Genomic DNA, 21,455 nt, shown 5'->3' with positions numbered 1-21,455 from the left:
GCTTAATTCAGTCGCAAGTTGCAAGTTCAAAGTTGAAACACGCAGGCGCTGACAGTGCCAACGGAAAATCCCTGATCTGCGCCGTTACAAGGTTGCTGCGCGGGCAGGGCATGTCAGTTTCAAACAAGCTGGCTCGCGCCTTGAAACTTTCAACTTTGAACTCTCAACTCAATTCGGCGATCGAGTGTAGACACTTTGTCACTGCAGAATGGGCCAATCTTGTCTAACAAGGAAGTATTACCGTGACGATGGCGCCGCTGGCCAGCGGCGCTGAGGATAATCTGTGGCCGGGGAAGACGGGGCTAGCCCGGTTGGGGGCAGGCTTCGCCAAGGGGGGCGGCAATGGCGGTATGGCTCTGGTGCATGAGCCGCACCAGCTCCGCCTCGCTGTGGCCCAATGGGGAAATGGCAGGGTGCAGCGTGATCTGGGCATGCTGACCGGGGCGCAACCGTGCGGTGCCCGGTGGCAGTATCTCGAAGGTCCCGGTGAGAGTGACCGGCAGCACCGGCAGTTGCAGGTCCAGGGCCATCTTGAAGGCGCCTTTCTTGAAGGGCTTGAGCTGGCCACTGCGGCTGCGGGTGCCTTCCGGAAAGAACAGCACGCTGGCACCGTTGGCCAGTCGGGTGCGGGCCTGGTTGAGGCTGGCAATGGCGGCCTGGGTATCGGACCGGTTGATAAAAATATGGCCGAGTTTGTCGCAGCAGATGCCAATCACTGGCATCTGCCGCAACTCATGTTTCATGACCCAGCGAAAATCCACTCCCAGATAACCGTACAGCACGAAAATGTCGAACTGACTGAGATGGTTGGCAACGATCACATAGCTCTGCCCCGGGCGCAGATTCTCGCGACCATGCACATCCACGCGGACACCGCTATAGAGCAGGCAGAGTTTTGCCCATGGCACAGCGGTAAGACGGGCTACCCGATCCGCGGGCAGGAAGGGCACCAGTAACAGGCACAGTGCCCCCAGTACCAGAGTCGTGGCTGCCATTAGCGGAACAAAGACAAGCCAGCTATAGAGGAAGAAAAACAGCCGCATGGATCGAGCTCTCCGTACCTGTTCAGGTTTTTCCTTATGGTAATGGAGAGCTGGCCGAATATGACAGATGGATAATTACTTTGTTACGTTTTCATTATTTGCGCTACCCATTGCTGCCGAGGGGCGGCCAGGGCCACGAAGATCCAGATAATCATAATAATGATTCTGGTATTCCGGCTTGCTAACGATGCGGCGCAATCGTTCCAGGGTGAAGTAGGGCGCGTCACGGAGCAGGATATTGGCGATCCAGGCGGGAATGTAGCCGCCGGGATCCAGAATCAGCTCGTAGGTCATTTCCACTCTTTGATTGCCCAGGCGCACAAAGCCCAGCTTGCCGGTCATTTCCGGGAAGCGGATATATTCATTATTGGGCGGCAGGGCGTCCGGCCGGTTGATCAGGTCCACCATCACCGATTCTTCGTCTTCGGTCAGGGTCTGCGTGACCTTGGCACGCAAAACGGCTTCCCGGTCGGCCAGTGGCCAGGGAAGCTGGGTGGTAAAACGCAGCGAGCGATCAAGCGGGCTGACCCGGTTGAATTCTTCCGCACTGTCCACAAAGTGCAGCCACTTGGGGTAGGACGGGTAATCATTGAGCAAGGCGACCAGTGAGTATTCGTCGGACAGCGTAAAACGGGTGACGCCGCGGAATGTCTTGAGGCGGGATTCGTCCCGGTGCTTCATGTAGACCTGGATATCATTCCGGTCGCTAACCAGCTTCCAGTCCTCCAGATCATTACTGAGGGCAGTCTGGCTGAAAGAGGCAACAATGAGTGCCACAAAGAGAGCGATGAGTCTGTCCATGGAAAAACCGGATCCTTGCGTGCCTGTTATTGGAATTTAGGAGCCTCTGAATAACTCCTTGCATGCTCAGTCTTTCAGGCTGGCCCGCAATCTAGGCCACGCTGAGTAAACAAGGAGTTATACAGAGGCTCCTTGAACGCGGCGGCATTATGCCATTATTGCGATCCCGCTGAACATATTTTGACCGTTGGCGGATCGCTCTGCTGTCCGCTTCGGATGATCGGTTGTCATTCGATGCTTCGATGGCAGGCAATTTTATGCGGTTTTGCTAGACTTGCCTGCCGCAGGTCGGCGGTCTCTGGCCGACGACACGATAATTCGGTTTTTCTGGCCAACTACCTATGCGTAAACGTGCATTTCACCTTTTTGTTGGGGCCATGTTGGTGGCGGGATACTTTGCCGCTTCCCCCTCCCACCTTTGGGAACCGGTTCCCGCCATGATTGAAGAACCACAGGCCAAGGTGCCGGATAACGGTGAATGGCGAAGTGCGTTCGTCTCCGATGGCGACACTCCGTTGGTGCATGCCGCATCCATGGTGGAATTGCCGAATGGCTCGGTGAGGACATTCTGGTTTGCTGGCAGCCGTGAGGGCGCGGCGGATGTGGCCATTCATTCTTCGGTGTTCGATCCGCAGTCCGGTACCTGGTCCAATGAAGAGCCGGTGATTACCCGGCAACAGATTGCGGAAGGCTGGGGCCGCCATGTGCGCAAGCTCGGCAATGTGGTGCCTGTGCTGGATGATGATGGTCGGATGCGCCTGTTTGTGGTGGCGGTCAGTTTTGGTGGCTGGGCAGGCAGTCGTGTGGTGGTGATGGAGTCCTTTGACCAGGGTAAAAACTGGCGCTTCGACGGTGTCCTGGTCACCACGCCCTTCCTGAATATCAGTACTCTGGTTAAAACCGCCCCTATTCGTTACAGCGATGGCACCATCGGCCTGCCGGTCTATCATGAAATGGCCGGCAAATTCGGTGAAATACTGCGGCTGGACAAGGACAACCAGATTCTCGGCAAGGCCCGTATTGGTCATGGACGCAAGGCGATCCAGCCCTTGGTGCTGGTAGACAGCCCCTCCCATGCGGTGGCTTTCCTGCGTAATGAAAACGAGCCCAACAACGGCTTTCTCTATCAATCAGAAAGCCATGACGGGGGCTGGCAGTGGGACGAGCTGGCGTATTCTTCCCTGGAAAACCCCAGTGCGGCCTTGAGTGGTCTGGCCATGGCAGAAGGTCACTGGCTGATCGCTGCCAACTGTAACCGCATTGAACGGGATGATCTGTGTATCCGCGAAACCCGTGATGGGGGGCGTAGCTGGCAGGAACGCTGGACCTTTCACGATCGGGAGCGCTGGCGCGGAAAGGAAATGACCGAGCAGCAATTCTCTACCCTGATCCATCCGGAGTTGAACAGTGATGTGCCGCCGGAAGATCCCTCCCGGCTTCTGGATCGGGCTCGCCACAACAAGTGTGATGGTCGTCTCGGCTGCGAATTCCAGTACGACTACCCCTACATGATTCGGACCCGCAGCGGCGATTTGCACATGGTCTACACCTGGAACAAAACCGCCATCCGCCACCTTTGGCTGAAAGCGGATTCCGCGGCCCTAAACAGCAACGAGGAGCAGAATAATGACGCTTGATATTCTGGTCTGCGCCCTGGTGCTGGTGGCAGTACAGTTGCGCATCAGTGCCTCGCTGCTCTCCGTGCGCGGGCGAATAATACTGTCTGTGCTGGTGTTCGTTTGGGCGGTGTTGCCATTTCCCTTGGGACTGGCCCCCTGGGTGAACAGTTATCTTGCCGGCTTCAGCATTTCCTCAGGCCTGCTGGCGGTGCTGGCCATTCAGCATCGCATTGTCGGCCACTACTGGCTGCCCCTGAAACAGTTGCGCGGAGCCTGCATGATGCTGGTGTTGATGGCGCTGTGGTTCTACCCGATGAGCATGGGGTCCAGTTATGCGGACCCGTACGCCCTGGGCTTCGGCAATTTCCAGTTCAGTACCGCGCTGTTGTTACTGGGGTTGCTGGCCTGGGTGTTGCGCGCCTATGCCACCTGTCTGATTCTGGTGTCCGCGCAATTGGCATTCGGTGCGGATCTACTGGTCAGTGACAATCTCTGGGACTATCTGATTGATCCCTGGCTGGTACTTTGGGCAGCGGGCTGGTTGATCCGTGATCGCCTGTTGCAGGCGCGGGCCATGCCCGCGCCCGAAACTCCGGCAGCAAGCAGTCAGTCTTCGTCCGCCGCCAAGGCTGACGACCTGTCCGCCGGCCAGTAACTGGCGGACAGATATCCCACCGCAAACATCAGCAGATTACCAATCAGGCCGGTGTAGTAGAGATCGAAAGGGGCGCTCAGGGCTTCCGGCAGCAGCCCCTTGTTGGTCAGGATCGTCCAGCCAGTGAATAGCAGGGTGCAGATGATGCCGCACCAGGCTGCCCGGGCATCCCCCCGGCGGCTGAAGAACCCCAGCAAGTACAATCCCAGCATGCCCCCGCCCAGTAACGACACCAGAATGGTGGACGTGTCCTGCAGCGTTTTGGTGTCTGCCTCATTCAGCCACAGGGCTCCGGCAATCATCAGGCCGGTAACGGCCACCGCGATGCCCCAGGCCACTTTCAGATAGTGGCGGTCATCCTGGCCGGGGTGAAAATGGCGACGGTAGAGATCCACCACGCTCACGGTCGTCACCGAATTGATGCTGGAATCCAGCGAACTCATGGCCGCCGCGAGGGCCGCAGCAATCACCAGGCCCGCTACGCCGGCGGGCAGGTAGTTAGTGATGAAATAGGGCATCAAGGTTTCAGCGCGAGCTTCGCCACTGAGAATGGCGCCGGCCTGGACATCCGGATAGACCTGAAAAAACACCCACAGGGCCGTGCCCAGAAACATGTAGAACGCCCAGATGGGCAGCGCGGTGAACAGGTATACCCACAGCCCCTTGCGGGCTTCCGCGGTAGACTGGGAGGCACAGTATCTCTGCACGGTGTTCTGGTTGCTGGAGTATTCGGTGAGCCAGTTTGTCAGGCCGATCAGCAACATCATGGTGGCGGTTTTTTCGCTCAGCGATAGTGACCAGGAGGTCTCGCCGGGAGCGCCATCCTCCCAGGGGGCAAGGGCAAATTTTCCGGCCTTGCCTGCCTGATCAAAAATTTGCCCGAGCCCGCCGGGCAGGGCCTCCAGTACCACCCACAGGCAGAGCAGCCCGCCCAGCAACAACACCACGGTCTGCAGCACATCGGTCCAGATCACCGCATCAATACCACCAATTACCGTATACAGGCCCACAAAAAGCCCGCCGAGGACGATGGCCGTGGCAGGGGACAGGTCGGTGACCTGCTGTATCAGCAGGGACAGCAGCCACAGGATCATCGCCAGGCGCACTATCTGGGCGACGAGGAAGGCAACGGCTCCGTAGACACGGATGGAGGGGCCGTAACGTTGTTCCAGAAATTCATAGGCGCTGGTCATATTGCCGCGTCGAAAATACGGCAGGAAAACAAACGCCGCCACCAGCATGGCCGGCAACAGGGCCAGGTTGGGCAGGTAGCGAAGCCAGTCGGTCTTGAACGCGTCGGCCGGGTAGGCCAGGAAGGTGATGGAGCTGATGGAGGTGCCTACCAGAGACAACCCGATGACCCAGCCGCGAAAGCGGCGGCCACCCACAAAGTATTCCTCGGTACTGGTGTTGCGTCGGGAAAAGTAGATGCCGATGCCCAGCACCACACACAGGTAGCCCGCCAGGACCACCCAGTCAGCCGTTGCCAATGTCATTATTGTTCTCTCGATACAGGCAACCGGCGACCGGCAGCGCGCCTGCTGGCGTGTTGCCGGTCGCGAGCAGCGTTATTGTTCGATGTAGACGTTATCGGCCTGTTCGCCGCGGTCGGACATGCGGGTGTCAAAGCTGACCCGGGTGCCGGTGCGCAGGCTGCGACGACCGCCGTTCTGTACCGCCTTGAAATGTACGAACAGTTCTTCGCCACTATCGGTGAGGATGAAGCCGAAGCCCTTGTTGGGGTTGAACCACTTCACTTCGCCACGCTGCTGGCCATTCCCGCCCACCAGCGGCAGTTTGGACGGTACCAGTTTGCCCAGTGGCAACAGCGGCAGCAGGTAGACCAGCACCGGCAGCCACAGCCACCATTGATCCGCAAAGACCACACTGCCATGGCTGGCCACCAGACCGGCCAGATAGAAGAACACCGCCACGTGCAGAGGCAGGCGTTGTCCGCCACCCAGCAGACAAACCAGATTTACCACTGCCGCCAGCAGCAGGCCCAGGCCGGTTTGCTGACTGTGGATATTGGAGATTTTCACCACGGCAAGATTCTCGTGGAGGGTGACCAGTGCCATTTCCGGAGCAAAAAGCAGCCAGGCGCCGGGAATGGCCAGTAACAGGGCTGCAACCACATAAAAAACGGTCAGGGGTTTAGAGACATTCATGAAATTGACGTTACCTTGTTGAGCGATGAGTGATAAAAGTAGCTGATTCCGGCCAAAACGCCGCTGTTCCGCGGAGAATATGCGGTCACAATGGGTGGCGCCGGCCTGAAACAGTCTCTGTAAACCGCCGGGAAACGAGGCGGTATTGCACGGTGTCACTGTTTGCGACGGGATCCCAGCCGTCGACACAGGTTTTTGAACCGTACAATTTGCGCATTGTACCCAAGCCGGCGACGAAACTCATGCGGCATTCTGGAGAGGCTGTGTCTGTATACCCCTTCCTAGGCAAGGATTTTTTCGATGCCCTGCAGGGCTGTGGGGCCGTTGCCCCGAAAACCGGCTGGCAACCCTGCCACCTGGAGACAGAGCAGGGCTGGATGCCTCTCTATCTGCGCAGTCATTCCCGGGGCGAGTATGTATTCGATTACAGCTGGGCGGAGGCCTATCACCGCCATGGCCTGGCTTACTATCCGAAACTGGTCACCTCGATTCCTTTTACGCCGGTCACCGGGCCCCGTTGGCGTGGTGATCTGTCTGCAGCGTCGCTCTGGTCCGGGGTAAAGGACAGGATGGCTGAACATCAGGCCAGCGGCTGGCACCTGCTGTTTCCCGATGCCGCAGCGCGGGAGCAGTTGCAGGAACTGCCATTGGTATCCCGGCAGGCCTGCCATTTTCGCTGGCTGAACCGGGACTACCGGGACTTTGAGGATTTTCTTGGCCAGTTCCAGTCCCGCAAACGCAAGAATCTGCGCAAGGAGCGGCGACGCGTCCAGGAGCAGGGGCTGACCATTACCCGTCATCATGGTGACCGGATCAGCGCCAGCGATTGGGCGTTCTTCTACCAGTGCTATGCCAGCACTTACCTGAAGCGAGGCCAGTTGCCCTACCTGAACGAGGCCTTCTTTTCGGCTGTGGGCGAGCGGTTGTCGGAACAACTGATGCTGGTACTGGCACGGGACGGAGAGCGTCCCGTGGCGGCCGCATTATATTTTTTCGATGCAAAGTGTCTGTACGGACGGTACTGGGGGTGTCTGGAAGAGCGGGATGCCCTGCATTTCGAGCTGTGTTACTACCAGGGCATCGAGTTTGCCATTGAGCAGCAGTTGGCGGCGTTTGATCCGGGAGTCCAGGGGGAGCACAAGATTCTCCGTGGCTTCGAGCCGGTGATTACCTGGTCCATGCACCATTTGCGTGAGCCGGCTTTTCACCGCGCCATTGCGGATTTTTGCCGGGAAGAGGCGGCGCACGTGCAGCGTTACCGGGAAGAGGCCATGACGCTGTTGCCGTTCAGAAAAGGGGGCGGAGACTAGCTACAAGCTATGCTTGTTGGGTAGGCAAAGGTTGGCAAATTCCCGGAATATTGGCGCTTCGACGAAGCCGCTGTGGGAACGGAGCGTAGCGAAGTAACGCACGTTGCTCCGTGCGGCCCGAAGGGTGAGCGAAGCGAATAACCCCGCTTGAGCCGCGAACCGCGCTTGCGCGGAAATCGGCCGCAGGGCGATCAGGAATGCCAGCGCTCGACAGGTCTATCCAAATCCCCCCTCCTGATGCCATCTCCCAAACCTATTCGCCATGCGAGCATGGGCTCCAACGGGGTTGGTAGGCGGCATGGAAGGAATCGCGCCGCCAGCGACGCACCAGCGGCAAGCTGAATACCTTGCCGGAATTCCCGATCTTCGGTTTCGTATTTGGTGTTAAGCAGCCACTTGCTGTTCGCGCTGGTAGTAAATCGCCATGGTAACCAGATCGCAGAGATCGGCGTTGGGGTGATCCGGGGATTTCGGCCCCAGGTGGGCGGTGACATCTTCCAGCTCGCTGCCATGGGGATCATTCAGGTCGGCCAGGAACTCCCAGGCGTGGCCCTGATGATCCACCAGGGTGCCGGTGTAGACGCCATCATCAAAACGGCAAACGCTGGAAAATACGGTGCTGGTGAGAGCAAAGCCGCGGGCGGTGATCCAGTCAGTCAGCGCCGGGTCCAGGCTGCCGTCGCGGATTTGTGTGGTGATGCTGGCCACAGCATCCCAGGCATTGCGAGTGCTGGCTTTGTTCGGTTCCATGGCGTCTTCCTCGACCTTGCTTCCGGATCGTCCTTGAATGCGGCTGGCTTATCACACGGCTTGCGACCGGTGGCAGCGTTATGGCGATGACTGCATTGTGCCTGCAATCAAAAGCCGGTACAGCGGCGATTTGCCGCAAAAAGTGTAAGAGATATCGGACAAATGAACATTATTCATTTTTTTGATGTGCGCATTTAGCTGTGTTGTCGGCCTGCGAAAAGGGGCGGCAAGGGGCACTCCATCAAGGCGGCTATGGCGCGCAGCATTTCGGCTTCGCTCACCTGCACTTTGCCGTCCACCAACACCAGGTCCGCCAGCCCGTCGATCACCGGGCCCTTGAGCAGGGGAGACAGGTCGGCAAGCCGATCCAGCGCCTGTCCCAGTCGTTGACTGCTGCACTGGGACAGAGGCAATAGAGTGCGAGCCTCCGGCAGCAGTCCATGACTGGCCTGTCGGAACAGGGCCCGGGCCTGCTCGTCGCGAGCGCCACTGGCCCAGGTCATCACCGAGAAGGCCAGTTGCAGCTCACCTGCCACTGAGCGGTAGCGATTGAAGCGGGTGTGACGGTTGCGCCTGGCATGATCGTCGAGTTGCTGTCGAGCCAGGGCGACCAGTGCCCACTCAAACAGGGTGGTGCGCTGGTCGGCCTGGGTCAGGCTTGTCAGCCGCTCCAGAATAGCCTTGCGCTGGGCTGAAGGTTGCCCCTTGAGGGTAGGAAGTGCCAGATCGATGATGGGCAGGCGCAGTCGGCTGCCCAGCTCGGACAGTTGCTGGCGCAAGGGCAGCAGGTCAGACAGGTGTTCGCCCAGGCCGGCGCTTTGCAGAAGGCGTTGCGGGTCGCTGTCCGAGCTGCTGAGTATCAGCGCATACAGGGCCAGTTCGGCCTGGTGCGGGTTGTGAAGCTTTTTGTGCAGATCGGCAGGAAGGGTCTCCAGCAGGGTGCGGGCATAGCCCAGGTCCGCGTCGCTGACTGTCCCCACCCGCCGGGACGTTGCCGGCTCGGCCACAGTCGGCTCGACGCTGGCGCCACTGTCTCCCTGGAATGCTGACACACCTTCCGGTACGGATGCGGTGGATGGCGTGGCGGCCTGGGTCGCCGAACGTGCGCGGCTGCGGGCCCGGGCAACCCAGTCGCTGCCCAGGGCGCCAAGACGGTCATCCAGCGGGGGGTGGGTGGCGAGCAGATTGCGAAAACGAAACCCCAGGGTTTCGCCGAAACACATATGGCTCATGTCTTCGGCGTGTACCGAATCCAGGTGGGAGCCGTCGCCGTTACGGATCTTGATCAACGCACCGGCCAGGCCGGCCGGGTTACGGGTGAACTGTACCGCGGAGGCGTCGGCCAGCAACTCTCGCTGCCGGGAAATGGCGGCCTTGATCAGCCGACCGAAAAACAGGCCCAGATAGCCCACCACTACCAGAGCCAGCGCTACCAGTATCAGGCTGTTGCCCTTGCGGTTGGAGGTGCTGCGACGGGAGGAGCCGCGCAGCATGAATTCGCCGATCTTGCCCACTGCCAGAATGCCCGCAAGCACGGCGATCAGTCGCAGATTCAGGCGCATGTCAGCGTTAAAAATATGACTGAATTCATGGGCGATCACGCCCTGGAGTTCGTCCCGGTCCAGTTTTTTCAAGGTGCCATGGGTGACCACCAGCACGGTTTCCGAGGGGCGGAAGCCGGCCACAAAGGCGTTAATCGCCTCTTCCTTGTCCAGAACATAAAGCTGAGGGGCGGGGATGCCGGAGGCGATACTCATTTCCTCCACCACATTGATCAGTTTCTTTTCGTCGCCGTGCCGGGTATCCGGATCAATCGGGCGAGCGCCGAGCATGGCAGCAAGTCCCTTGCCTCCCCGCCGCAATTGCCAGGTCTTGAACAGGCAGCCACACACCATCACCAACAGGGTGAAGAGGGTGATCCAGAGCGTCAGAGGGTGACTAAACCACTGGCTGGGGGGGACCAGTTGTACGTCCATCCACACGAAGGCCAGCAGCAATGCCAGATTGACGCAGAGGACCACCGCCGCCACCGCGAGAATAAAATACAGGACCAGCAGTCCGGTCTTGCGGCGGGCCCGCTCCTGATGCCGAAAGAAATCCATGGTGGCCGACTCAGAAGGTGACTTTCACCGCCTGACGTGCTTCCTCGGTTTCAATCTTGAGCAGTTGGGCTTCCTTGAAGCTGCCGAACAGGCCGCCGATAAAATTCTGCGGGAACTGTTCGCGGTAGGTGTTGTAGTTCATCACCGCATCATTGAACGCCTGGCGGGCAAAACCGATGCGGTTTTCCGTGCTGCTGAGCTCTTCCATCAATTGGGCCATGGTCTCGTTGGCCTTCAGATCCGGGTAGTTTTCGCTGAGGGCGAAGAAGTTGGCCAGGGAGCCGGAGAGCAGGGATTCGGCCTTGCCCAGATTGCGGACCGCGCCAGCATCGTCAGGATGGTCTGCAGCGGCTTTTTTGGCGTTCACTGCCTGATTACGGGCCTCAATCACCTGGGTCAGGGTGTCTTTTTCATGGCTCATGTAGGCCTTGGCGGTTTCCACCAGATTGGGGATCAGGTCATGACGGCGCTGCAGTTGCACATCAATCTGGGCGAAGCCGTTCTTGAAACGGTTCTTGAGTGCAATCAAACGGTTGTAGACGGCGATGATGTAGATGATGACGGCGACGATCACACCGATAAAGATAAGAGTCCCCATGACGACAGCCTTCCCCGTGCAGTTTTATTGTGGCTATAAACTACTGCAAAAGTGTTAATGGGGAAAGGCGGCACTAGTAGGCGCCTGTAGGAACGGAGCGTAGCGGAGTAACGCACGCAGTTCCGTGCGGCCCGAAGGGTGAGCGTAGCCAGTACACCTCTTGAGGTGCGAATCCGAGCCCTGGCGAAGGAGTAGCGGTCATCCTTGCTTCAATGCTTTATCAATAAAATGCTTTTGGCGCTAACCTCTAACGCATCCCTCGCTATCGCTCGGTTCGCACCTCGAGAGGTGCTCCTACAGTGGTTTCGTAGAGAGGCTGTCAGTATTTGATCCCCCACTTGCGATACAGAAATCCCATGATCCAGGCCGGACCAATCATCAGGTACTGGATATCCTCGAAGAAGGACGGTTTCTTGCCTTCTACTTTGTGGCCCCAGAACTGGCCGATCCAGGCGGCAACAAACAGAACCAGGGAAACCCAGAAGACGCTGGCACCGCTGGCGGCAATCAGGAAGAGAACGAACAGGCAGGCCAGACTGAAAATCAGCATTCCCAGGGCAATGGGGCGGGAAAGACGCGCGTAATAGAGGGTGACGCCAACCAGGGTGAGAAAGGCCCAGAAGCCGGCGAAGAAGGGCGCAGGCAGTGCCCACAGGAACCCCACTATGCTGAAGAAGATCACCGGGACACAGATAAAGTGTACTTTCTTGTTCGTTGGGTTCTGGTGGCTCTCGCCGTAGGCGTCCAGCCACTCATCCATGCTGCGGGTAGTCATGATTTACTCCCTCGGTGTGTTTGCCGTTATCAGGAGTATCGCACCCAAAATGCAGCTCGGAAAGTTCGGCTGCGAGCGACGAGAAGCGAGTTGCGAAAGGCCAGGTCGGGCCCGGGGCTTGCTTTTCGCGACTCGAAACTCGTATCGGGAAATGTCTTGCTTACGCGCCAAGCCACCCGGCCACAGCCTGCGGCGTCACCGGCAGGTAGTGGTCGACCAGCAGTGCGGTAAACAGCGCAAACAGATAGGTAATGGAATAGCCAAAGGTTTTCATCGGCAGCTTGGGGTCGGTGGAAAACCGCAGTCGCACCGCGTGGTAGAGAAACACCAGCCCGAGAATCAGGGCGCTGAGCAGGTAGATCAGGCCGCTCATGCCGGTGAGATAGGGCAGCAGGGTGCAGATAAACAGCAGGATGGTGTAGTAGAGCACCGATTCCCGGGTAAAGGGGATGCCGTGGGTCACTGGCAGCATGGGGATATCTGCCTTGGCGTATTCGTCCCGGCGGTGAATGGCCAGGGCCCAGAAGTGCGGTGGCGTCCAGACGAAGATGATCAGCACCAGCAGCCAGGCGTAGGGATGCACTTCCCCGGTGACCGCCACCCAGCCTAGTAGCGGGGGAATCGCCCCGGCAATACCGCCGATAACGATATTCTGTGGGGTGGCACGCTTCAGATAGAGGGTATAGACGAAGGCGTAGCCGACGAAGCCGAACAGGGTTAGCCAGGCGGTGATCGGATTGACCAGAAAATACAGCATGACCATGGATGCGGCCGCCAGCAGCACCGCGAAGGCAATGGCGGCTTTCGGGCTCAGCTTGCCGGCCACCAGCGGGCGTTTTTCGGTGCGTTTCATTATCGCATCGATTTTCTGGTCCATGATCTGGTTGATGGCCGCGGACGACATCATGGCCAGGGTCAGTCCCAGGAAAGCCGGAATGAAGATCTCCATGGGCACCATGCCGGCTGGCTCGGTGGCCAGAAACATGCCGGCCACGGCAGTCACCATCAGCAGCATGACAACCCCGGGCTTGGTCAGGGCCAGATAGTCGCGCCAGGTGGCAGGTTGGCTCATGGTCACGCTCCTTGCGCTTTGGACGATGTTGACGCAGACGGTTTGCGCAGGCCGCATTTCACGTTGATGGCACGGATAAACAGCACCAGGCTGGCAAGCAGCAACACGGCCACGAAGTTATGGGCCACGGCCACATCCAGGGGAACGGCAAACATCACATTACTCAGCCCCAGGCCGATTTGCACCACCAGCAGGCCAAGGATCACCAGGGCAAAATTGCGGAAAAAGACGCTGCGGGCCCGCAGCAAGATTTTACCCACCAGTGCCAGCACCAGCAGGGTCACCAGCAAGGCGCCGAAGCGATGCATCACATGAATCGTGGTGCGGGCGTCGTTATCCAGCACGCCAAATTCGTAGTCCGGTTTGTCATGCTCGTGCCCCCAGAAAATAAAGGCCTCCTCGAAGTCCAGACGGTCCTGCCAGCCTTCTTCGCACACCGGCAGTTCGGTACAGGCGACCGCCGCATAGTTGCTGGCGGTCCAGCCGCCCAGCGCAATCTGCAGGATCACGGCTACCAGGGTGATCGAGGCAAGCGGTTTCAGCATGCGCACGTCGCAATCATTGAGGAAGCTGGGCCACCGGTAAAGCCGCGCCGTCAGCAGTACCAACAACGTGAATGTGGTGAATCCCCCCAGCAAGTGCAGCATCACGATGGTGGGTTGCAGCCCCATGGTGACGGTCCATTTGCCGAGAATCCCCTGGAAGATCACCAGAGCCAGCAGGAACAGGGGCAGTTTGACCGGTTGTTTCTCTTTTTTGCGATTGAGTAATGAGAGTGCGGCGATGATCAGGATCACCAGGCCCAGCTTGGAGGCAAAATAGCGGTGGACCATCTCCGGCACGGTTTTGTGCGCTTCGCGAAGGCTGCCCGGCATGGCGCTGTTGGTCGTGTTGACATGATCGATGGCTTTTCGAACATCCAGGTGTCCATAGCAACCGGGCCAGTCCGGACAACCCAGGCCGGCATCCGACAGGCGTGTCCAGGCTCCAAGGATAATGACGACTGACACCATAAGCACAGCCAGTACGCAAAAACGGCGCAGCCAGATTTGTGAGCGAGTAAGCGCTTGCATAGTTAGCGTTCCGTTAACCGATCAGAGACCCTTTCAGGGTGCGTTTGAGATCGACGCGGATGTTTTCCGCCTCTTCCAGGGTGGCATCCATGTTTTCGTGCGTGGGATAACGCATGAAGATCTGGCCGTCCGGGCTGACCAGGAAAATATCGCCAATCGGTTCACCGGTGGTCGTGTCGTAAACCGGTGCCAGGGCGGTATTCACGGTTTGCGGATCGGCATGAATGGAGACCATGCCGTCCACGTTATTGTTGAGGAAGTCGTTCAGGGCTTCGCTGGGTGGAGCCGTGTGCAGGATCACGCGGCGCACCCTGTCCACATCGGCACCCAGGGTCAGGCGTACCTGGCGAATCTGGTAGTAGAGACCATTCTTGCAGCGAGTGTCACAGTCGCTGCCTGCCACATACAGGATGGTCCACAGGCCGGCCATGTCGTCGCCGTTATAGTTTTCACCCTCTTCATCGACGGCATTCAGGGTGGCCATGTCGATATGGGGAATCAGCAGTTGGCCCTTGTTTTCCCTTGGCAGTTCCCAGGGGTCTATCAGAAAGCGACCCGCCAGAAAAAACAGGATAAAAGGGGCAACGATTGCCACCAGAGTGGCAATGTTCTTGATCCGTGGAGACATTAGGTGTCCTCTCGGGTTCTGCGCCGGTTGCGCACGGCGGCGGCAACATATATCAGCAGTGCGGCCAATGCCAGTGCAAACCACTGCAGCGCATACGCCTTGTGTTTGTCCGGGCCCATGGGGGCGATGTCCTGCCAGGGGCGAGGCAAGGGCGCCTGGCCGCCCAGAGCCAGATCCGGGCGCACCCGGATTTCGAAGGGCGCCAATTCTACCCCAAGTTTTTCGCCAATGGCGTCAAAATCCACTTTCTGTACACGCAAAGGCCACTGATTGTCGGGCAATGGGGCATTCTGCAGGACAAATGTCTCCCGGGAGGGGCGATACACCGTGCCCTCCACCGTAATTGTCCCGCTGATGGCGGCTATCTCCGGCAACTGCTCCCGGCTGGCGCCGCGTGGCAGCCAGCCCCGGTTGATCAGCACCCAATGATTCTCCGGGGTCTGCAGGGGGGTAAGAAGATAGTAACCGGCGATTCCATCGCGGATTCGGTTGTCCAGCAGCACGTTGTGGGTGTTATCCAGTCTGCCGGAGAGCGCGGCTTGTCTGTGGAGGGGGGCAGGATCAGCCAGCAGGGCGGGCAGGCCTGCTGCCGGTTGGCGAGCCTTTTCTTCCTGTGTCGCCAGCCACAGACGTTTTTCCTCGGCCCGTTCCAGCTGCCACCAGCTCAGCCGCAGGCAGATGGCTACCACCGCAAGGGTAGCCAGAAAGGCGATCCAGGACAGAACCGGACGTCGGTTCTCGGTGTTTGACATGATCTTTGCTCTCGCGATTGCAGCATCCATGATGAATGGGCTGCAGCGGATAGTGCGTGCACTGGCAGGTGCGGCCATTACAATGGCGGCACAGTATAGTAAAGCCCGCTTGCCGCCAAGCGCGTGTCAAGACCAAGGGCCATCGAGACGGAGTGTATGTATGTGGTGGGTGAAACTGATAGTCATCGTGCTGTTGATTGCGGCGGTGGTTTCCCTGGGCCGGGCGCTGTTCTCCCTGGTCAAGGATGATGGCAGGTCCGGCAAGACCATGCGTGCCCTGGCCTGGCGGGTAGGGTTTTCGGCGGTGATCTTCCTGTTCATTCTGCTGAGCATGATGATGGGCTGGATTCAGCCTCACGATGTGAATCCCACCAAACGTTACGGTCAGCCCATCGAGCAGAGCGCCCCGGCCCAGTAACGCTCCCTGCCTATATAAGAAGAAGCGGCTTGTAAAAGTCAGGTAAAAACGGGCCGGGTCCCCGAACTTCTCCTGAGTGCCGGCCTCTCACCTGACGAGCCCGCCGAGTGCGGGCACAGTGTGGTGAAGGGCCAGGAAATGGATGGCCAAGGAGCAGGATGCACTTCACCCCATCCCCGAATTGTCTGGAGGCTGCGTTATGGAATGGATAACCCGAGTGATGGTGGTTCTGTTCGTGCGGTTGCTGGCCCGGGCCGAGCAGGTGACGCTCAATACCGGCGACCCGCTGCGCGATTCGGCGAAACCCCGGGTTTGAACCCGATCACATTTTTTTCCGGTGGGTGGAACCTTTTTCCCCGCCGGTGGACCAATCAGGTAAGCAAGATACGTTTTCTCCTCTTGTAACATCAGGCAACCCTCGGGGCGTTCAGTAAGACTGGCGCCCTTCTTTTTTGTCTGATGTCCGGCGAGAAGGGTTACTTCTTGGGTGCCGGCCCCGGCGGCATGGGAAAAGCGGTGATATTGTTGCCGCTGGACTCGATGATCTTGCCGACGCCTTCCTTTTCCACCTCATCGATACGGATCACCGCGTGCAGGGGAATAAAGGAACGCATCACATCGTTGAATTCCCGTTTCAGCTTTTCTTCCCCCGGGTCCACTACCAGGCTGGCCCGCTCTCCGAACAGAAAGTCTTCCACCTCGACAAAGCCGTAAAGGTCGCTTTGGTATATCTGTGAGGCATAGATCTCGTACACATGACCTTGATTGTGGAATATCACCCGATAGATTTGACGTCGTTTTGACATGGATGTGGTACAAGCTGTGTGTGGTAAAGGGGAGCGGAGTCTAGCACGATGAGGGAGGGCTCGTATCTGCCTGAAAGGCTTGATAAACCCTACCTTTCGGCTGGACTTTGGCCATCCGAATGACTAGAGTTGGCGCCCATATATGCAGTGGGGCAATTTGCCGCACCTGTGGCTATCCGGCGAAATTGATCATGCTGATTTCTAGCTGTTTGATTTTATTGGATTTTGCCACCCGTATGATCCCTATTGGTGGCCGCCCCCTTGGTCGCTGAGGTCTGCGGGTCAAGGCGTTGGCTGTGGCTCCACCGCATCATCCTGAAACTTCGCTTTCCAGGTGCCGGTGACGGCAAAGAACAAGCGTGCCCTACGAGGCCATGCTGGGGAAAACAGGGAGCAAACGCATGCAGTCAACTCTGTTCCACCGCGCGGCGGCGGGTCTGACGTCACTGATGATCAGTGGCATGACCTTCGCCAGCGACTGGACCGAACGTTCCGACCTCGACCTGCGACCGGGGGTGACCCAGGTCAGTCAGGATATTCAAGATCTTCACACCACCGTGCTCTGGATTGTGACCGTTATTGGTCTGCTGGTGTTTGGCCTGATCGTGTATTCCATGATCCGCCATCGCCGCGCCAAGAACCCCAATCCGGCCACCTTCCATGAGAATGTCTTTCTGGAAGTCCTCTGGACCGTGATTCCCTTCGTGATTCTGATCGCCATGGCGGTGCCTGCAACCCGGGTTCTGGTGCAGATCGACGACAGCGCAGAATCGGAACTGACGGTGAAGGTGACCGGCTACCGCTGGAAGTGGAGCTACGAGTACCTGACCTACGAAGACGACAACGACATTGGTGTGTCTTTCTTCTCCAACCTGGCGACTCCCCCGGAGCAGTACAACAACCCGGTGCTGTCCGGTGGTCTGTTCCCCTATGGCACCGCCAAAGAGCTGGTCGGCAAGGAAGCTCCCGAGAAAGATCACAACTACCAGCTGGAAGTGGATAACAAGCTGGTCATTCCGTCCGGCCAGAAAGTTCGCTTCCTGGTAACCTCCGACGACGTGATCCACTCTTTCTGGATCCCCGATTTCGGTGGCAAGAAAGACGCTATCCCCGGTTTCGTCAATGAAATGTGGGCCAAGGTTCCGGAAGGCAAGGAAGGCACTTACTACGGTCAGTGCGCCGAGCTTTGCGGCAAGAACCACGCTTTCATGCCGATCGCAGTGGAAGTGGTCAGCCAGGACGAATTCAAGACCTGGATTGCCGAAGAGAAAGAGAAAGCCGCCTCCGGCCCTGACCTGACCCCGTTCAGTGGTCTGGATCAGGCCATGGAAGAAGGCAAGCAGGTCTATGCCAGCGCCTGTGCACTGTGCCACGGCGCCAATGGTGAAGGTGGTATCGGTCTGCCGTTTGCGGGTACCGATTTCTCCACCAAGCCGGAATACCTGAACGAACACATCGATGTGCTGGTTAATGGCCGTGCTGCCATGCCTGCATTCAAGGCTCAGCTGACTCCGCGCCAGATTGCCGCGGTAGTGACCTACGAGCGTAACGCATTCGGCAACGACACCGGCGACCTGATCCAGCCCGCCGACGTTAACGACCACGAATAAGGGAGGGGATAGCAATGTCTACTGCAGCTGCAACCCATGATGATCACCACGATCATCACCACGCCCCGACCGGCCTGAAACGTTGGCTGTTCAGCACCAACCACAAAGATATCGGTACTCTGTACCTGTGGTTCAGCTTCGCCATGTTCCTCGCTGGCGGCTTCATGGCCATGGTGATTCGTGCCGAGCTCCTCGAGCCCGGCATGCAGTTTGTCGATCCGGAATTCTTCAACCAGATGACCACCGTACACGGCCTGGTCATGGTGTTTGGTGCGGTAATGCCCGCCACGGTTGGCCTGGCCAACTGGATGATTCCCTTGATGATTGGTGCGCCGGATATGGCGCTGCCGCGGATGAATAACTGGTCCTTCTGGATTCTGCCTTTCGCCTTCGCGATCCTGATCGGTTCCGTGATCATGAGTGCCTTCGGTGATGGCAATCCCAGTGCGCCGAACTTCGGTTGGACTTTCTATGCTCCGCTGTCCACCAAATATGGCCCGGATTCCACGGACCTGTTCATCCTGTCCGTCCACATGATGGGTATTTCTTCCATCATGGGTGCCATCAACGTGGTCGTTACCGTCTTCAACATGCGTGCCCCCGGCATGACCCTGATGAAGATGCCGCTGTTCGTCTGGACCTGGCTGATCACCGCCTTCCTGCTGATCGCGGTTATCCCGGTACTGGCCGGTGCGGTCACCATGATGCTGACTGACCGTCACTTCGGCACCAGCTTCTTTGATGCCGCCGGTGGTGGTGATCCGGTCCTGTTCCAGCACATCTTCTGGTTCTTCGGGCACCCCGAGGTGTACATCATGATCCTGCCGAGCTTCGGTATCGTGTCAGCGATCATCCCGGCCTTTGCCCGCAAGCCGCTGTTCGGTTATGCCTCCATGGTATATGCGACCGCGTCCATTGCGCTGCTGTCCTTCGTGGTCTGGGCCCACCATATGTTCACCGTGGGCATGCCGCTGGCCGGCACCCTGTTCTTCATGTACATGACCATGCTGATCTCCGTTCCCACCGGTGTGAAGGTGTTCAACTGGGTGGCTACCATGTGGCGCGGCTCCATGAGCTTCGAGCTGCCGATGAAGTGGGCCATCGCCTTTGTGGTGCTGTTTACCTGTGGCGGTCTGTCCGGCCTGATGCTGGCGATCACTCCGGTGGACTTCCAGTACCATGACACCTACTTCGTGGTGGCGCATTTCCACTATGTACTGGTGACCGGTGCCATCTTCTCCATCTTCGCCGCCGCCTACTACTGGCTGCCGAAGTGGTCCGGCGTGATGCCCAACAAGACCCTGGGTGAGCTGCACTTCTGGAACTCCCTGATTTCCGCCAACCTGCTGTTCTTCCCCATGCACTTCGTGGGTCTGGCCGGCATGCCGCGTCGTTACGCTGACTACGCGCTGCAGTTTGCGGACTACAACTTCTGGATTTCCATTGGTGGCTTCTGGTTCGGTCTGTCCCAGCTGCTGTTCCTTGCGGTCGCCGTGCTGTGCGCCATGAAGAAAGGCGAGAAAGCCCCGGCCAAGCCGTGGGATGGGGCCGAGGGTCTGGAATGGGAAGTGCCGTCTCCGGCGCCGTTCCACACCTACGACACCCCGCCGGTGGTCAAGTAAGTCCCGGATAACGGACAGGAGCGGGCACCATGAGTGAAAAACAGCTCAGCGTGGAAGAACGCAACCAGCGTACGCTGAAGAAGCTGTTGATCTGGGCGGTAGCCATGTTCGGCTTCGCCTTTCTCATGGTGCCGTTCTATAACGTTATTTGTGACATCACCGGTCTCAACGGCAAGACATCCAGTACGGCAGCCACCGATGTTCCCGAACAGGTGGTGGCTGACCGTACCGTGACCGTGGAATTCATTACCCAGAAAGGCGATGGTCTCACAGGAGAATTCACCTCCGAGACCAAGCGGGTCAAGGTACATCCGGGGGAAATCACCCTGGTGCATTTTTACGCCAGCAACCCGACATCAAAGGACATGATTACCCAGAGCATCCCTTCCGTGTCACCGGGGGAAGCTGCGCGCTACCTGCACAAGACCCAGTGTTTCTGCTTTGATCAGCAGACCCTGGCGGCTGGAGAGCGCAAGGACATGCCGATGATTTTCTATCTGGACCCGGAAATTCCCGGTCACATTAATCAATTCACTCTGTCCTATACGATCTTCGATGTGACAGAGCGGGTCGCCGGTAAAAATAACAGCGTGGCTGTGAACTGATAACAGCCGGTTGTAGAGGAGATTTTCGAATGGCTACTGAAAAGTATTACGTTCCCGAGAGCAGCCCGTGGCCGCTGACCGCGTCCATCGGCCTGTTCATGACCGCCATTGGCGGTGCCAAGTTCATTCAGCAGAGCACCATGGATACCATGGAGCCGAACTTCTTCGGCAAGCCGCTGTTCTTCATTGGTCTGGCCTGGTTGCTGCTGGTGATTGCCGCCTGGTGGCGCGACACCATCAAGGAATCCGTGGGCGGTCTGCACAGCAACCAGCTGGGCGGGTCCTATCGCCAGGGCATGCTGTGGTTCATCTTTTCCGAGGTGATGTTCTTTGCCGCCTTCTTTGGCGCCATGTTCTACACCCGCTGGTTGATCATTCCGTGGCTGTCCGGTGAAGGCTCCAACGCCATGACCCACGAACTGCTGTGGCCGGGTTTCCAGGCCATGTGGCCGCTGACTGTGACCCCGGACGGTACCACCACCACGCCCATGGGGGCCTGGGGTCTGCCGGCCATCAACACCGCCATCCTGCTGGTTAGCTCCATTACCCTGACCATTGCCCACCACGCTCTGCTGGAAAACCAGCGTGGCAAGCTGATCATCTTCCAGGCCATTACGGTGGTACTGGGTGTCATCTTCCTGGGTCTGCAGGGCCTGGAATATGTGCACGCCTATGACATGGGTCTGACGCTGGATGCAGGCATCTACGGCAGCCTGTTCTTCCTGCTCACCGGCTTCCACGGTGCCCACGTGACCATCGGGACCATCTTCCTGTTTATCACTCTGATCCGTGTGATCAAGGGTCACTTCAGCCCGGATAACTGCTTTGCCTGGGAAGCGGGTGCCTGGTACTGGCACTTTGTGGACGTGGTCTGGCTGTTCCTGTTCGTGACCGTTTACTGGTTGTAAGCAGGCGGCAGCACGCTTCACGCTGCAGGCAACACCAAAAAAGCCGCGCTCCGAGAGGAGCGCGGCTTTTTTTGTTTCGATCTGAATGGTGTGAGCAACGCCCCGGCAAAGGGCTGTTATCGAGGCGCCATTGTGAATGG

The 21,455-nt window shown here is 58.4% G+C and carries 21 protein-coding genes; 8 read left to right on the top strand and 13 right to left on the bottom strand.

Annotated elements, in window-relative coordinates:
- Positions 1–302: 302 nt before the first annotated feature.
- A complete protein-coding gene (locus A3714_RS04970; RefSeq protein ID WP_063508717.1) occupies positions 303–1,043 on the bottom strand; it encodes a 1-acyl-sn-glycerol-3-phosphate acyltransferase in 741 nt (246 codons plus the stop codon).
- Between the two features lie 75 nt (positions 1,044–1,118).
- Complete coding sequence (locus A3714_RS04965) at positions 1,119–1,844, bottom strand: START domain-containing protein (protein ID WP_063508718.1); 726 nt, start codon at positions 1,842–1,844, stop codon at positions 1,119–1,121.
- A 437-nt stretch (positions 1,845–2,281) separates the two neighbouring features.
- On the opposite strand from A3714_RS04965, the gene A3714_RS04960 reads away from it, so the two are divergent.
- Entirely contained in the window at positions 2,282–3,481 is a 1,200-nt protein-coding gene (locus tag A3714_RS04960) for an exo-alpha-sialidase (protein ID WP_231866128.1), read from the top strand.
- The gene (locus tag A3714_RS04955) at positions 3,471–4,118 is read left to right on the top strand and encodes a hypothetical protein (protein ID WP_063508720.1); all 648 of its coding nucleotides are present in this window, start codon (positions 3,471–3,473) and stop codon (positions 4,116–4,118) included. Before A3714_RS04960 ends, A3714_RS04955 begins: the two co-directional genes overlap by 11 nt.
- Here A3714_RS04955 and A3714_RS04950 read toward each other — a convergent pair.
- Both A3714_RS04950 and A3714_RS18355 read right to left on the bottom strand, forming a co-directional pair.
- The gene (locus A3714_RS04950; protein ID WP_062817439.1) at positions 4,070–5,614 is read right to left on the bottom strand and encodes a sodium:solute symporter; all 1,545 of its coding nucleotides are present in this window, start codon (positions 5,612–5,614) and stop codon (positions 4,070–4,072) included. The two genes, A3714_RS04955 and A3714_RS04950, sit on opposite strands and share 49 nt — an antisense overlap.
- Positions 5,615–5,686: 72 nt before the next feature.
- The gene (locus A3714_RS18355) at positions 5,687–6,286 is read right to left on the bottom strand and encodes a cold-shock protein (RefSeq protein ID WP_082810900.1); all 600 of its coding nucleotides are present in this window, start codon (positions 6,284–6,286) and stop codon (positions 5,687–5,689) included.
- Positions 6,287–6,549: 263 nt separating this feature from the next.
- On the opposite strand from A3714_RS18355, the gene A3714_RS04940 reads away from it, so the two are divergent.
- A complete protein-coding gene (locus A3714_RS04940) occupies positions 6,550–7,596 on the top strand; it encodes a GNAT family N-acetyltransferase (protein WP_082844677.1) in 1,047 nt (348 codons plus the stop codon).
- 384 nt (positions 7,597–7,980) lie between these two features.
- Here the strand turns inward: A3714_RS04940 and A3714_RS04935 are convergent, their stop codons facing one another.
- The 8 genes from A3714_RS04935 to A3714_RS04900 form a co-directional block, all read right to left on the bottom strand.
- Positions 7,981–8,346: a hypothetical protein gene (locus A3714_RS04935; protein ID WP_063508722.1), complete on the bottom strand. Its 366-nt coding sequence runs from the start codon at positions 8,344–8,346 to the stop codon at positions 7,981–7,983.
- 194 nt (positions 8,347–8,540) lie between these two features.
- A complete protein-coding gene (locus tag A3714_RS04930; RefSeq protein ID WP_063508723.1) occupies positions 8,541–10,448 on the bottom strand; it encodes a M48 family metallopeptidase in 1,908 nt (635 codons plus the stop codon).
- A 10-nt stretch (positions 10,449–10,458) separates the two neighbouring features.
- Positions 10,459–11,046, bottom strand: a complete 588-nt coding sequence (locus A3714_RS04925) for a LemA family protein (RefSeq protein ID WP_063508724.1) — start codon at positions 11,044–11,046, stop codon at positions 10,459–10,461.
- Between the two features lie 319 nt (positions 11,047–11,365).
- A complete protein-coding gene (locus A3714_RS04920; RefSeq protein ID WP_063508477.1) occupies positions 11,366–11,821 on the bottom strand; it encodes a DUF962 domain-containing protein in 456 nt (151 codons plus the stop codon).
- A 160-nt stretch (positions 11,822–11,981) separates the two neighbouring features.
- Positions 11,982–12,893 (bottom strand): heme o synthase, encoded by a 912-nt coding sequence (gene cyoE / locus A3714_RS04915; protein ID WP_063508476.1) that lies wholly within the window; start codon positions 12,891–12,893, stop codon positions 11,982–11,984.
- Positions 12,894–12,895: 2 nt separating this feature from the next.
- Entirely contained in the window at positions 12,896–13,966 is a 1,071-nt protein-coding gene (locus A3714_RS04910) for a heme A synthase (RefSeq protein ID WP_062817432.1), read from the bottom strand.
- Positions 13,967–13,979: 13 nt separating this feature from the next.
- Positions 13,980–14,594, bottom strand: coding sequence for a hypothetical protein (locus tag A3714_RS04905; protein WP_062817431.1), 615 nt, complete (start codon positions 14,592–14,594; stop codon positions 13,980–13,982).
- Positions 14,594–15,346, bottom strand: a complete 753-nt coding sequence (locus tag A3714_RS04900) for an SURF1 family protein (protein WP_063508475.1) — start codon at positions 15,344–15,346, stop codon at positions 14,594–14,596. Before A3714_RS04900 ends, A3714_RS04905 begins: the two co-directional genes overlap by 1 nt.
- Before the next feature lie 160 nt (positions 15,347–15,506).
- On the opposite strand from A3714_RS04900, the gene A3714_RS04895 reads away from it, so the two are divergent.
- Positions 15,507–15,764, top strand: a complete 258-nt coding sequence (locus A3714_RS04895) for a twin transmembrane helix small protein (RefSeq protein WP_063508474.1) — start codon at positions 15,507–15,509, stop codon at positions 15,762–15,764.
- A gap of 476 nt (positions 15,765–16,240) precedes the next feature.
- Here A3714_RS04895 and A3714_RS04890 read toward each other — a convergent pair whose 3' ends face one another.
- The gene (locus A3714_RS04890) at positions 16,241–16,570 is read right to left on the bottom strand and encodes a DUF1820 family protein (RefSeq protein WP_062817428.1); all 330 of its coding nucleotides are present in this window, start codon (positions 16,568–16,570) and stop codon (positions 16,241–16,243) included.
- A gap of 401 nt (positions 16,571–16,971) precedes the next feature.
- On the opposite strand from A3714_RS04890, the gene coxB reads away from it, so the two are divergent.
- Genes coxB through A3714_RS04870 form a run of 4 tightly spaced genes read left to right on the top strand, consistent with a single transcriptional unit; the run spans position 16,972 to position 21,315 of the window.
- Entirely contained in the window at positions 16,972–18,180 is a 1,209-nt protein-coding gene (gene coxB / locus A3714_RS04885) for a cytochrome c oxidase subunit II (RefSeq protein WP_062817427.1), read from the top strand.
- 14 nt (positions 18,181–18,194) lie between these two features.
- Positions 18,195–19,802, top strand: coding sequence for a cytochrome c oxidase subunit I (ctaD, locus tag A3714_RS04880; protein ID WP_062817426.1), 1,608 nt, complete (start codon positions 18,195–18,197; stop codon positions 19,800–19,802).
- 29 nt (positions 19,803–19,831) lie between these two features.
- Complete coding sequence (locus A3714_RS04875; protein WP_062817425.1) at positions 19,832–20,407, top strand: cytochrome c oxidase assembly protein; 576 nt, start codon at positions 19,832–19,834, stop codon at positions 20,405–20,407.
- Positions 20,408–20,436: 29 nt separating this feature from the next.
- Positions 20,437–21,315 carry a cytochrome c oxidase subunit 3 gene (locus A3714_RS04870; protein ID WP_062817424.1) on the top strand — a complete coding sequence of 293 codons (879 nt, stop codon included), beginning with the start codon at positions 20,437–20,439 and terminating at the stop codon, positions 21,313–21,315.
- The last annotated feature ends 140 nt before the right edge of the window (positions 21,316–21,455 follow it).

This window comes from Alcanivorax sp. HI0007, from assembly GCF_001635525.1.
In the GTDB taxonomy this organism is placed as follows: Bacteria; Pseudomonadota; Gammaproteobacteria; order Pseudomonadales; family Alcanivoracaceae; genus Alcanivorax.
Note: the sequence above shows the minus strand (reverse complement) of the source record. Positions and strands in the feature narration are given on the sequence as shown.